12 protein-coding genes and 2 tRNA genes are annotated in these 12805 nt (G+C 65.4%); 5 read left to right on the top strand and 9 right to left on the bottom strand.

The annotated features are described in order from the left end of the window. Window positions 1–90: 90 nt before the first annotated feature. Genes V9L18_RS12780 through V9L18_RS12770 form a run of 3 tightly spaced genes read right to left on the bottom strand, consistent with a single transcriptional unit; the run spans window position 91 to window position 2522 of the window. Complete coding sequence (locus V9L18_RS12780; protein WP_337347545.1) at window positions 91–999, bottom strand: DMT family transporter; 909 nt, start codon at window positions 997–999, stop codon at window positions 91–93. After that, window positions 999–1622 carry a CDP-alcohol phosphatidyltransferase family protein gene (locus V9L18_RS12775; RefSeq protein WP_337347544.1) on the bottom strand — a complete coding sequence of 208 codons (624 nt, stop codon included), beginning with the start codon at window positions 1620–1622 and terminating at the stop codon, window positions 999–1001. The genes V9L18_RS12780 and V9L18_RS12775 overlap by 1 nt, the downstream gene beginning before the upstream one ends. Window positions 1623–1667: 45 nt before the next feature. After that, window positions 1668–2522, bottom strand: coding sequence for a phage holin family protein (locus V9L18_RS12770; RefSeq protein ID WP_337347543.1), 855 nt, complete (start codon window positions 2520–2522; stop codon window positions 1668–1670). Window positions 2523–2700: 178 nt separating this feature from the next. Here V9L18_RS12770 and V9L18_RS12765 point away from each other — a divergent pair, with 178 nt between their 5' ends. From V9L18_RS12765 to V9L18_RS12755, 3 genes are all read left to right on the top strand, one after another. After that, window positions 2701–3924, top strand: a complete 1224-nt coding sequence (locus V9L18_RS12765; protein WP_337347542.1) for a multidrug effflux MFS transporter — start codon at window positions 2701–2703, stop codon at window positions 3922–3924. Between the two features lie 41 nt (window positions 3925–3965). After that, window positions 3966–4145 carry a hypothetical protein gene (locus V9L18_RS12760; protein WP_337347541.1) on the top strand — a complete coding sequence of 60 codons (180 nt, stop codon included), beginning with the start codon at window positions 3966–3968 and terminating at the stop codon, window positions 4143–4145. A 95-nt stretch (window positions 4146–4240) separates the two neighbouring features. Beyond that, window positions 4241–4648 (top strand): hypothetical protein, encoded by a 408-nt coding sequence (locus tag V9L18_RS12755; protein ID WP_337347540.1) that lies wholly within the window; start codon window positions 4241–4243, stop codon window positions 4646–4648. A gap of 85 nt (window positions 4649–4733) precedes the next feature. Here the strand turns inward: V9L18_RS12755 and V9L18_RS12750 are convergent. The 6 genes from V9L18_RS12750 to V9L18_RS12725 form a co-directional block, all read right to left on the bottom strand. Then, window positions 4734–4806 (bottom strand) — tRNA-Asn (locus V9L18_RS12750). Between the two features lie 127 nt (window positions 4807–4933). Then, window positions 4934–5006 (bottom strand) — tRNA-Asn (locus tag V9L18_RS12745). Between the two features lie 88 nt (window positions 5007–5094). Further along, complete coding sequence (dnaG, locus tag V9L18_RS12740) at window positions 5095–7026, bottom strand: DNA primase (RefSeq protein WP_337347539.1); 1932 nt, start codon at window positions 7024–7026, stop codon at window positions 5095–5097. A gap of 49 nt (window positions 7027–7075) precedes the next feature. After that, entirely contained in the window at window positions 7076–8374 is a 1299-nt protein-coding gene (locus V9L18_RS12735; protein ID WP_337347688.1) for a deoxyguanosinetriphosphate triphosphohydrolase, read from the bottom strand. After that, the gene (gene dusB, locus V9L18_RS12730; protein WP_337347538.1) at window positions 8358–9536 is read right to left on the bottom strand and encodes a tRNA dihydrouridine synthase DusB; all 1179 of its coding nucleotides are present in this window, start codon (window positions 9534–9536) and stop codon (window positions 8358–8360) included. The genes V9L18_RS12735 and dusB overlap by 17 nt, the downstream gene beginning before the upstream one ends. Before the next feature lie 80 nt (window positions 9537–9616). Beyond that, window positions 9617–11140 carry a YibE/F family protein gene (locus tag V9L18_RS12725; RefSeq protein WP_337347537.1) on the bottom strand — a complete coding sequence of 508 codons (1524 nt, stop codon included), beginning with the start codon at window positions 11138–11140 and terminating at the stop codon, window positions 9617–9619. 115 nt (window positions 11141–11255) lie between these two features. On the opposite strand from V9L18_RS12725, the gene V9L18_RS12720 reads away from it, so the two are divergent. Together V9L18_RS12720 and V9L18_RS12715 are read left to right on the top strand one after the other, a co-directional pair. Next, window positions 11256–11984 carry an alpha/beta hydrolase gene (locus V9L18_RS12720; protein ID WP_337347687.1) on the top strand — a complete coding sequence of 243 codons (729 nt, stop codon included), beginning with the start codon at window positions 11256–11258 and terminating at the stop codon, window positions 11982–11984. Next, window positions 11981–12781 (top strand): DUF1295 domain-containing protein, encoded by an 801-nt coding sequence (locus V9L18_RS12715; protein ID WP_337347536.1) that lies wholly within the window; start codon window positions 11981–11983, stop codon window positions 12779–12781. The genes V9L18_RS12720 and V9L18_RS12715 overlap by 4 nt, the downstream gene beginning before the upstream one ends. Window positions 12782–12805 lie beyond the last annotated feature (24 nt).

Genomic DNA, 12805 nt, shown 5'->3' with positions numbered 1-12805 from the left:
AGCTCCTGATGGTCTCGGTGCCGGCAGCTGAGGCTGACAGCACCGGTTGGCCGCTGGCACGGTGGTGCCGGGCCTCTTAGTGAAAATGATCTAGTGGGACGCCCGACCCGCGGCCTTCCGCGCATCCTTCTTGCGCTTGGTGACCTCGGGGTGGTGCCTGGAAAGGGCGATCACCCCAACGATAGCAAGGGAAGCAGCCGTACCCATGGCAATCGCCATCACGGCGTGGACGTCCGGGCGGAGTTCACCAAGGATGACGATGCCGATCGCGATCCCCACAATCGGGTCGATGACAGTGAGGCCAGCGATGACCAGGTCCGGTGGTCCGCCGGAATAGGCGTTCTGGACAAAGTAGGAACCCAATCCGCCGGCAGCCGCGATCGCCACGACGGAGTACCACTGCACGTTGAGCAGGACCAGCCCGTTGGGATCCAGCAGGTGCTTGCCGATGATCCGCGTCAGGACGGCCACGAAGCCGAACAGGACACCGGCACCCAGGATGTACACGAACGCGCTCATCCGGTGCCGGAACATGGCGGCCAGCGTACCGAAAACGCCCACCGCGAGGGTCAGCAACAGCACGATGGTGAGCTCGTCGTCGTAACTGACGTGATGGTTCTCCTGCGTGACGTTGACGGCAAGGAGGACAAACAGCGCCGACCCGGTGACACAGGCAGCGATGGCCACCCAGGTTGCCCTGTTGATGGTCAGGTCCTGGTCCCGGGCGTTGACCACTGTAGTAATCACCAGCGCAATAGCCCCGATCGGCTGCACCACGGTCAGCGGTGCGGAAACCAGGGCAACAGCGTTCATGCCCATCCCGGCGCAGAGCAGGAGCAGCCCGAGCACCCAGCGCGGGTTGCGAAGGAGCCGGAGGAAGCCGTTGGAACTCAGTGCCAGCCCGCCGGTATCGGCCTTGACGGCGCTTCCCTGCTTCTGGGCACCGATGGCCAGGAAGAATGCTCCAAGTACCGCGAGCAGAACGGCCACCCACACCATCAGGTGGTGCCGCCGTCGTGATGTGACTGCATTCTGCCCTTCCGCAGGATGGCCCAGAAGTAGTTATAGGCGGCAATCCAGTGCCCGGCCAGGCCGAGTCCCAGCACCACCCAGGCAGCAATATGCAGGGCACCGGCCAGCGGGACGTCCAGCCGCGACATGACCAGCATCGGGGTGCCGAGGAGCAGCAGTCCGGTGCGGATCTTGCCGATCCGGCTCACCGGAAGGTCCGGATGGCCGCCGAAAAAGGAAAGCGTCAGGACGAGCAGGACGGCGTCGGGAATGACCAGCGCGGCGAGGTAGAGCCAGTGCACGACGCCGGCGATCACCAGTGTGACTGCGACGGCAATCAGCGCCAGCCTGTCTGCGATCGGGTCCATGACCCGGCCCAGCCTGGATGCCTGGTCGAAGCGGCGTGCCACATAGCCATCCACCCAGTCGGTGCCCGCCATGACCACAAGGACCAGGACAGCCCACCCATACTCCTTCTGCGCGAGGACCAGCCAAATGAAGAGCGGGACGCCCATGAAACGCAGGACCGTGAGGGCGTTGGGCACGGTAAAAACAAGGTCGTGGTCAACCTGGGGGCGGCCCGGACGGGAGCCAGCACCGATGAACCTCATCCCGTCCCCCTTTCCTAAAGCATGATGTGCAGCAGAGCGTGTCGGTTACGGTTCTTTCAGAAGTTTGCGCAGGAGCACCACAAACACGGCCGCCGATCCGGCAAAGGCGGCCAGCGGCTTCCATCGAAGGGCCGTTCCGTCGGTGCCTTCTGACAAACCGGAAATCTTCTGCGCGGCGACGTCCCGGCCGTGGTTCATCAGCGCCTGGCCCTCCCGCAGCTTCTGTTGGGCGGCGCCCACGAGGAAGCGTACCTGGGGCTTGATGTCCAGTTCGGTGTCCAACTCGTCGCGGACCTCGGTGAGGTGGCGACGGCGCTGGTCCAGCCGGCGGTGCAGCTCGGGTTCGGACGCGTGCGGGAATTCCTTCTCGTGCGTCTCGGCCTTGGCTTCCTTCTCGGCCTTGGCCTTCGCAGCAGCTTCGGCCTTGGCAGCCTTGGCGGCTTTTGCCTCGGGGCTCGCCGGATCGAGCAGCGCGGCGTTGAAGTCCGAGCCCTCCTTGGCAACGCCAAGGTCATGCTTGATCCCCCGGATGGTTTCCTCCGGTACCAGTGGCATGGCCTTCTTGAACTTCTGGAGCCCCACCAGGCCGCCCACCAGGGCGATCAGCAGGAACGCGGCGCTGACAAGAAGTGCCGCAAGCCACGCCGGCATGATGGTGGCCAGCCCCATGATGGCTGCAACGATCAGTCCCACTACGAGGAATGCCACAAAAATCAACGCAATGGCGAAGAACGCTGCGGCGACTCCCAGCTGGATGCCCTTGCGCTTGATCTCAATCTTGGCGAGGGCGATCTCGTCATTAAGCTGGCGGGGGGCCAAACGGAAAAGGAGTTTTAGCGTCCTGGGCAGCGCGGTGATGCGCAGGCCCTGGCTGGTCCGCCCGCTGTGACGTCCGCTCATCGGTTCCGCCTAACTGGTTGCATGGTCGATTCGGCTTCCGTGTACTGCCGGAGAGTGCAAGTGCACAGTCCCGCCCACAAAACTATCATTCAGGTTCAGGACGAACTTCGGGGCATGCGGAGCGGCGTGCCCTGCAACGCTGTAAATGTACGACGCTTCGGGCCTAGGATTGGTCTCCGTGACCATAACCGCCAATCCGGGCGATCTGCTGACCCGCCGCCGGAAACTCCTGTACATCCTCCTGCTCGGTGCCCTGACCGCCCTGGGACCCTTCACCATAGACCTGTACTTGCCGGCTTTCCCCGCGCTCGAGGCCAGCCTGGGTGTCACTGAGGCGCAGGTCCAGCTGACCCTTGCCGGAACAACCGTGGGCTTTGCCTTGGGACAGTTGGTGGTGGGTCCCTTCAGCGACAGGTTTGGACGGCGTCTTCCACTGATTCTCGCCACTGCCCTGCACATCGCCGCGTCGGTGGGGGCAGCACTCTCCACGGACATCACCACACTGGGAATTTTCCGGGTACTGATGGGGGTCGGCGCTGCGGGTGGCGGGGTGGTAGCCATGGCTATGGTCCGGGACCTGTTCTCGGGCTACGCGATGGTGCGGATGTTCTCCCGGATGGCACTGGTGAACGGACTCGCGCCCATCCTGGCGCCCGTCATCGGCTCCCAACTGCTGCTGGTCATGCCGTGGCCCGGGATTTTTGTGTTCCTGGCCGGCTACGGCACTTTGGTGATCATTGCTGCGCTGTTCCTCGTGCGCGAGACGCTCCCGCCGGAAAAGCGTGGCCAATCCGGCTTGACGGCCGGCCAGCGCTACAAGGTCCTCTTCACGGACCGGATCTTCGTGGGGCTCCTTCTGGTGGGCGGCATGAACTTTGCCGGCCTATTTACCTACTTGTCCGCTTCGCCGTTCCTCTTCCAGGACGTGTTTGGCTTCTCCCCCCAGCAGTATGGCCTGCTTTTCGGCATCAATTCGCTGGGTATCGTCGCTGGCGTCCAGACGAGTTCCCGGCTGATCAAGCGCGTGCCGCCGCAGTGGATCCTGGCGTGCTCCACGGCCTGGATGTTCCTGATGTCCCTGCTGATCGTGCTGTTCGACCAGTTAGGAATGGGCTTGTGGGGGGTCATGGTGCCCCTCTGGTTCTACATCCTCGGCACAGGTTTTACTTTCCCGTGCGTGCAGGTCCTGGCACTGGCCAGCCATGGCGACAAGGCCGGGACGGCCGCTTCCCTCCTGGGGGCCGCCACGTTCATGATGGCCGGACTCATCTCGCCCGTAGTGGGCTGGCTGGGGATTGAGACGGCCACGCCCATGGGCGCCGTGCAAGCGGCGTGCATCCTCCTGGCCATCGCCGCTCTTTGGCTGGTCGTCAGGCCCCGCACCGTTCCGTCCATCCACTGATGCCCGGCACCCCTGGCGACCGACGGCAGTAGGGTGGGACGATGACTCGCAAGCCACACCGCAACCGAAGGGGACTCTTCCTCGGGGCGGTGCTGGGCGCCGTCGTGGGCTACTTTGCCGGCAGGGCGCTGGGTAGTCCGGCCATAGGCATCATCCTGGGCATGCTGGCCGGATCGGCCCTGTTGTACCGCGTTAACCCGGGCCCCTGGAACCGCTCCTGACGTTCCTGGGGCGGCCCTGCAAAGCCCCACTGGGCCGTTCACTGCCCCGGGACACCCCCTGCCGCGCCGGAGCCTTGGCGGGATAAAATAAGTCCGTGCACAGCTGGCAGGCCCATCCGCCACTTCCGGCCACGTGGCAACGATGCGACACCGGCATATTGCCCCTGTGGTGGGACCGGTTGTGCGCCCAGACCGGTGAGCAGTCCGCGGCTCTCTACGCCGCAGGGCTTTTTACCGAAGACCGGCGCCGGCCCATCGCCCAGTGGTTTAACCCGGCTTTCAACGCGGCGCTGCTGGTAGCCCCCGAAACCTCCCCCGAATGGCCCGTGCAGCGCTTCGGCATCTTCTACGCTCCACCGGACTCCGGCTTCGCCCGCGTCCACTCCGCACCCCATGAATGGCACCCGCGCGAGCCCCGCAAGTCCCCCACCGAGCAGGAGGCCTTCCAGGCTGCCATCGCCGAGGCAGAGCGCTTCCTGCAGGTGGAAATGGACTTCGTTTGAGTACCTTCCACAGGATGCAATGCCAGGTTTCTGTGCAAGCAAAAAAATCCCCGCCCTCACGAAGAGGGCGGGGATTTTGTGTTTGCTCCTCCTGCTGGACTTGAACCAGCAACCCTTCGATTAACAGTCGAATGCTCTGCCAATTGAGCTAAGGAGGAATGAAGCAGGTATGACATTAGCAAACGTTTCAGGGCTATGGGAAATCGGCGCCATCACAGGGAAGCAATACCCTCCCCGGGTATAGAAAAAGTCCCCGTTCCGGAAGCCCGGAACGGGGACTGAGCGCTCCTCCTGCTGGACTTGAACCAGCAACCCTTCGATTAACAGTCGAATGCTCTGCCAATTGAGCTAAGGAGGAATGAAGCGGGTACTAGCCTAGCAAACACCCCGCGCGGAAACGAAATTGAACCCCGGAGCCGGGCCTGCCACGATGGCGACGGCGTTGCCTACGCGTCCGAACGCAGCGCCCGGCGCTCCATTTCCAGCATCATCAGTTCCCTGTTCAGCCGCTGGAAATCCTCCCGGTCCGCGGCCGGATCCAGCCGCTGCAGCTGGCCCATTTTGTCCGCCTTCACCCGCGTGATCTGCAGCTCGAACAGCCTCGAAAGGATGTCCTTACAGTACTTTTGCACGGCTTCCTCGGTGCTCGCGGGCAACGGAACTACTGCGAGTTCGGACACGAGGGGCCGCAGGGGCTCCGGGACCTCGTGCATGACCTGCTCCACCCAGCGGACAGGGTCCCCGATGAGCCCGGACCCGGATGCCCGCATGGCATCATGAACCACTTGGAAGGCCGGTGTGACGAATCTCGCAGCCGAGAAACGCTCCCAGATGCCTCCGCCGAGCAGCGAGGGCTCCTGCAGCGCAACCTCGAGTGCCTGCCGCTCCATGGAAGCAACGGGATCCCGCGGGTCCGGACGGTGATAGGACGGAACAGCGCCCGACGCCGGTCCGGCAGCTACGCCGGGTCCGCCCGCCTGCGGCGTGGGAGCCGACGTGGGGGCAGCCGGGGCAGGACCGCCTCCCGGAGCGGCCGAGGGACCAGCGGCAGAACGCTTCATTGCTACCCCCACGGCGCGGCTGACGTCCTCCACGGACATGCCTAGCCAGCCGGCCAGTTCACGCGCGTACGCGGGCCGAATGCCGGCATCGCGGATCTGGGCCACCACCGGCGCGGACTCCCGCAGCGCGGCCACGCGGCCTTCCACGGTGTCCAGGTTATGCCGCTTCAGCGTGGCCCGGATGGCAAATTCAAACAGCGGCCGGCGGGTGTTGATAAGGTCCCGCACAGCGGCGTCACCCTTGGTCTGGCGCAGGTCACAGGGGTCGGCCCCCGTGGGCTCTACCGCCACGTAGGTCTGGGCCGTGAAGCGCTGGTCCTCCTCGAAAGCCCGCAGGGCAGCCTTCTGGCCGGCAGCGTCACCGTCGAAAGTGAAGATGACCTCTCCCCCGGTGCCGTCGTCGGACAGCAGGCGGCGGGCGATCTTGATGTGCTCGGTGCCGAACGCCGTGCCACAGGTGGCCACCGCCGTCGGGATTCCTGCGAGGTGGCAGGCCATCACGTCCGTGTAGCCTTCCACCACCACCAGTTGGCGGTCCTTGGCGATGTTCCGCTTGGCGAGGTCGATCCCGTAGAGCACCTGGGACTTCTTATAGAGCGTGGTTTCCGGGGTGTTGAGGTACTTGGGGCCTTGGTCGTCCTCGTAGAGCTTGCGGGCGCCGAAGCCGATGGTGTCCCCGGCTATGTCCCGGATGGGCCAGATGAGCCGCCCGCGGAAGCGGTCATATATACCGCGGTTGCCTTCCGAGAACATGCCCGTCAGCTTGAGTTCCTGGTCCGTAAACCCGCGCCCGCGGAGGTGCTTGAGCAGCGCGTCCCAGCCCTGCGGCGCATAACCGACGCCGAACTGTTCCGCGGCGGCGCGGTCAAAACCCCGGCCATGCAGGAAGCTTCGGCCCTCAGCCGCACCAGGAGTCAGCAGCTGGGCACGGAAGAATTCGTCGGCGATCTTGTGCGCATCGAGGAGCCGCTGGCGCTTGCCCACCTCTTCGCGGTTGGGCCCCGTGCCGCCATCCTCGTAGCGCAGTTCGTAGCCGATGCGGGCGGCCAGCTTCTCCACGGCTTCCTGGAAGGAGGTGTGGTCCTGTTTCTGGACAAAGGCGATGACGTCGCCGTCTTCACCGCAGCCGAAGCAGTGGTACCTGCCCACCTGGGGGCGCACCGTGAACGACGGCGAGCGCTCGTCATGGAAGGGGCACAGGCCTTTGTAGGTTCCCAGCCCGGCACCCTTGAGCGTGACGTAGCCGTCAATCACTTCCTTGATGTCCGTGCGCTGGCGTACTTCGTCAATGTCTTCGCGTTTGATCAGGCCAGCCACAAAGCCATCCTAGTCCCGGCCGACAAGCAGATTCGCGGTGTTGCCTCGGTCACCACAGAGACGGCAGGCTCCCCACTAGCCGTTCGTACATAGCCAGTGCCGAGCCGTCGGTCAGCGACGCCACCTGGTCGATGACCACCCTCAGCCGTGCGCCGTCGTCGGCCGCGTCCCGCCAGTCCGCGGCGAACATGGGTTCGAGGTGGCGGTCACCGGTGGCGCTCAGCGCTGTGACGAGGGAATGCAGCACCTCGCGCTGTCGCTCGTAGATCGGCTGGCGGTGTTCGGTGGTCATCACGAAAGTGGTGGCCAGGCCTTTCATCACGGCGATTTCCATCACCGTCTCGTCCGGGACCATCAGCTCGGCGTTGTACCGCGTCAGGTTTTCCGGTCCGTACAGGGCGCGGGTGGTCTCCAGGGCGCTCTGGCAGAACCGGCCGATCAGCTGGCTGGTCATGTTCTTCAGGGCGGCCATGGATTTGCGGCTGCCGTCGGCCTCGCGCACCCAGACATCGGTGGCTTCCAGCCGGGCGAGCGCGGCATCTATGGCGGCGGGGTCATTGTGCGGGAGGTACCACTGCTTGGCGTAGCCCACTACCCGGGCGCGGTGGTCCGGGTTGTCCATCCAGCGCAGCTGGAAGTGCCCGGCCACAATCGCGTCCTCAACATCGTGCACGGAGTACGAAATGTCGTCGGCCAGGTCCATGACCTGCGCTTCCAGGCAGGACCGGCGCACCGGCGCACCCTCCCGGAGCCAATTGAAAATGGGGAGGTCGTCCTCGTAGGCGCCAAACTTGCTGGTGCGCTGCCCATGGATCACCGGTGCGTCCAAGGCAGACCACGGATACTTCGCGGCGGCGTCCAGGCTGGCCCTGGTGAGGTTCAGGCCGGCCGGGCGGCCGTCCGTGGCCAGGACCTTGGGCTCGAGCCGGGTGAGCAGGCGGAGTGTCTGGGCATTGCCTTCGAACCCGCCAATGGCGTGCGCCACCTCATTCAGCGCGGACTCGCCGTTGTGACCGAAGGGCGGGTGGCCGAGGTCATGGCTGAGGCAGGCGGTGTCCACTACGTCGGGGTCGCAGCCCAGTGCGCGGCCGAGTTCACGGCCAACCTGGGCGACTTCGAGGCTGTGGGTCAGGCGGGTCCTGACGAAGTCGTCCGTGTCAGGTGCCACCACCTGGGTTTTGGCGCCCAGGCGCCGCAGCGCCGATGAGTGCAGCACCCGGGCGCGGTCCCGCTCGAAGTCGGAGCGGTAAGTGGTTTTGGGCGGTTCCTCCACCCAGCGGGCGGAATCGTGGGGTTCGTAGCCGGGGAGAACCGGTGCCGTGGTGCGGGTTTCAGCCACCGGAAACATCCAGTTCCGCAGCCGCGATGTCCTGGGACTGGGCGTCGTTGAGCGCGCGGGATTCAAGCCAGTCCTTGGGCAGCGCCGGCTTTTTGGGTGATCCGGCACGGCCGCGCGGGCCTTCGGCGTCCACTCCGGGGTACGGCGAATCATGGTCCAGTTCAGCCAGTGTCTCGCGCAGCACCTGCAGGCTGGTCACCAGTGCCAGCCGCGTGCGCAGCTCCCCGCCCACCACATAGCCCTTGAAGTACCAGGCCATGTGCTTGCGGATCTCGCGCAGGGCCTTGCCCTCGTCGCCGAAGGTCTCCACCATCAATTCCGCATGGCGGTACACTCCTTCAGCTACCTGGCGGAGGTTCGGCTTGTGCCTGGTGTCACTGCCTTCGAACGCCGCCTGGAGGTCCCCGAAAAGCCAGGGCCGCCCCTGGCAGCCGCGGCCCACCACCACGCCGTCAACCCCGGTCTCCCGGACCATGCGCACGGCGTCCTCGGCGGACCAGATATCGCCGTTGCCCAGCACGGGGATGTCCGGCAACGCCTCGCGGAGCCGCGCGATGGCGGTCCAGTCTGCCTGGCCGGAATAGAACTGAGCCGCGGTGCGGCCGTGGAGTGCGACGGCGGCGACGCCGGCATCGCGCGCAATCCGGCCGGCGTCGAGGTACGTCAGGTGGTCCTCGTCGATGCCCTTGCGCATCTTGATGGTCAGCGGGACGTTGCCTTTGGAAGCTTCCTTCACTGCGGTCTGCACGATCGAGGTGAAGAGGTCGATCTTCCAGGGCAGGGCCGAGCCGCCGCCGCGCCGGGTCACCTTCGGAACGGGGCAGCCGAAGTTCAGGTCGATGTGGTCCGCCCGGTCCTCCTCCACCAGCATTCGCACGGCGGCGCCCACCGTTACCGGGTCAACGCCGTACAGCTGTACCGAGCGGACCTTCTCGTCGTCGTCGTGCGAAATGATCCGCAGTGACTCGGGGGTGCGCTCCACGAGGGCGCGGGAGGTGACCATCTCCGCGACGTACATCCCTCCGCCGTATTCACGGCACAAGCGTCGGAAAGCGGAGTTGGTGATGCCAGCCATGGGAGCCAGGATCACGGGGGTGTCCACTGTGATGGGACCCAGCTTCAGGGGCGGGAGTTCCAGCTTGGGGGCGGGAGGCGTTGCAGTAACAGTCACCTGTCCATTGTCGCAAAGCCGGGCAAATCGGGGCGGCACCTCCGCGCAGCCGCTGTCACCGCGGGCGTAGCGCCTTCCAGTCAGCGGCGGTCTGCCCGACGGCCCCGCCGAGTTTCTGCGGTCCCCGTCTCTGCCACGCGCGTTCTTGCCGGCCCCGCCTCAGCAGTCCGCGTTTCTCCAGCTATGGCCGCCGCGGCCGCGAGCGCCCCGGTATCGTCCACATCGTCCGGGCTGACACTGTGGACCGGGCCGCCGTCGTGGTCATGGCCGTTACCGTGGTCCCCGGCACCGTGGCCGGACGGAAGACCGGTGTTGCGGATGCCCGTTGCCTTGACCACCAGCACGGCGATCAGGGTGGTCACGGGAATCGCGAGCACGAGGCCGATGGAGCCGACCAGGGTCCGGATGACTTCTTCGGAGAGCTCGGCACTGGTGAGGGTGTCTCCCAGCGGGCGGTCGTAAAGCATCACGATGATCAGGATGGGCAGGGCTGCCCCGGCGTAGGCGAAGGCAATGGTGTAGACGGTGGAGGCGATGTGGTCGCGTCCAATCCTCATGGCGGAGGTAAAGAGCTTCCGTGCGCTGGTGGCGGGCGCAAGTTCGTACAGTTCCCAGACTGCCGAGGACTGTGTGATGGTGACATCGTTCAGGACACCCAGGCCCGAGATGATGAGGCCGCACAGAATCACCCCGGAGATGGAAATGTTGGCCGACGTGTTGACCAGCGTGGCGGCGTCGTGGTTTCCCACGCCGGCGAGGTTTGCGGCGTCGGTGGCCCAAGCTGCCAGCAGCGCCGTGATGGCGAGGCCGAAGATCGTGCCCAGCAACGCCGTCGACGTCCGTGCCGAAAAGCCGTGGGCGAAATACAGGACCCCGATCATGATCACCGTGGAACCGACCAATGCCAGCAACAGCGGCGGTTTGCCCTCTACGAGGCCCGGAAGCATAAAGCTGACCAGCACAAAGTAGGCACCCACCAGTCCGATCAAGGCGCGGAGCCCTCGCCACCTGGCTACCGCGATCACCACCACCGCATAGAGCAGGGCGAGGAGCACAATGGGGAGGGTCCGAACGAAGTCAACGAAGATGTAGGCCGGCGAACCCTGCCCCGCGGATGCCCCTTGGGCGTTGGACAGGTTGAGGTAGCGGATCTGGTCCCCCGGCTTCACGCCGTGGGATTCGGCGACGTCGGGGTTGATGACCACCTTGACGGGGCTGCCTCCCTGGTCCGGTTCAGTGAAGGCGAACGTACAGTCTGAGCCTTGGCTGCCCGAACCGGCCTGGCCCGAATTCGGCTGGCCGGCATCCTGTCCGCCGGCGTCCGCCGGGTTTTGCGCCACGGAGCCCTGCATGCAGGGCTCCACCACCACGCTCTGGATTTTGCCGGTGTCGAACGTCACACCCGGCGCGGCCGAATACGGGTTTGCCAGCGAAATGCCTTCCTTGCTGCCGGACGGCCACAGCATGGCCATCGCGGCGAGGGTCAGCAGGGTGAGCGGCACCAGGATGGCAGCGAGGATGTAGTTCGCTTTCCTCCGGGCAGCAATCGCTTGAGCCGTCGGCTCCGAATGACCTTGTGAAACGTGGGTGTGACCGGAACCCATCAGCAGTTGAACCTCATACCTTGAACTCTACGTCCGGCGCCATAGGGTTGATAAATGGACCACCAGGAACCGGGAGGAACAGCGCGTGACCAAGCGCAAGGCTGAGGGAAATGGCTTGCTTCACTCCACCGGGGCCACAGGAAGGCCCTCCCGCCAGGCGGTCCTGAGCGTCCTGGAGCCTGCCGGGCCCACCCTGGGCGTGGCACTGGTACTGCACGGCGGCAAGTCGCACAGTTTCGAACCTGTGGAGGCCCGTCACCTGAGTCCGGCGCGGATGGTTCCCTTTGCCAGGCACCTGCACCGTGCCGGCAAGGACCATGGCCTGGCCGTGTGGTCGTTGCGAAACAGCACAAGGGGCTGGAACGGCCAGGACATGACGCCCCTGCAGGATGCCCGGTGGGCGTTGGAGCAGATCAGGCAGCAACACCCGGGCGTCCCGGTGTTCCTGCTGGGCCACTCCATGGGAGGGCTGACCGCCGTATCAGCGGCCGACGATCCCCAGGTGGCAGCCGTAGTTGCCCTCGCACCCTGGCTCAGCGGCGCGACGCCCTCCTCCCGGGTTGCAGGGAAAAGGGTACTGATCGTCCACGGGACCACCGACCGCTGGACCAGCCCCTTGGAGTCGCTTAAGTTTGCCCGCCGCGCAACCGGTGAGGCCGCGTCCATGCAGTACGTGACCCTCAGGGGGGCGGGGCACTTTATGTTCCGGCGGGTCCGCTTATGGCATGCCTTGGCGACAGGCTTCATCATTAAGGCCTTTGCCGAGGCAACCGGGGCGGGACCCATTTCGTCCAGGGCGCTGGATGAACTGTTGCCCGCATCATCGGTACAGGTCACCTTGTGAGCCCTTTCCCGTGGCCGGAATTCGTGGCTTCGCTCCCCTGGACGGCCTTAACCGTTGTCCTGGTCCTGGCCGTTACGTTCGCCGTAGCCGTCCGGCAGGACAGGCATTCCGTCATGGATGTCGCCTGGGGACCGGGTTTTGTGGCGGTTGCTGCAGTGTCCTGGTTTCTCTCCGCCAGCTCCGGCGATGACCTGAGGCGGCTGCTCCTGCTGGTCCTGACGGCCATCTGGGGACTCCGCCTGGGCACGCACATCGGCTGGCGCGCACGCGACGGCCACGAAGACCCCAGGTACAAGGCGATGCTGGACGCGGCGCCGCATTCGCGCAACGTCTATGCGCTCCGACGTGTCTACCTGCCCCAGGGCGTGGTCATGTTCTTTGTCTCCCTCACCCTCCAGGTGGGAATGTTCTCCACAGGCCCTGCGGGGTGGCTGGCAACGCTGGGAGTCATGTTCTGGCTGACCGGCTTCGTTTTCGAGACGGTGGGCGACTGGCAGCTGGCGCAGTTCAAGAACGATCCGTCCCGCCGGGGCACCGTGCTGGATTCGGGCCTCTGGCGCTACACGCGGCACCCCAACTACTTCGGTGATGCCGCGGTGTGGACTGGCCTGTTCCTCATTGTTGCCGAGTCCTGGCCGGGCGCCCTGACGCTGCTCTCACCAGCCCTGATGGTGTGGACGCTGGCGGGCAAGACGGGCAAGCCCCTGACTGAGAAGGCGATGTCCGGCCGCCCGGGCTACCGCGAGTACGTCGAGTCCACCAGCGGGTTCATCCCCTGGCCACCAAAGCGACGGTGACGCCCCCAAGTAGGTAGCAGCAGG

This window comes from Pseudarthrobacter sp. CCNWLW217 (assembly GCF_037203985.1).
Taxonomy (GTDB): Bacteria; Actinomycetota; Actinomycetes; order Actinomycetales; family Micrococcaceae; genus Arthrobacter.
Note: the sequence above shows the minus strand (reverse complement) of the source record. Positions and strands in the feature narration are given on the sequence as shown.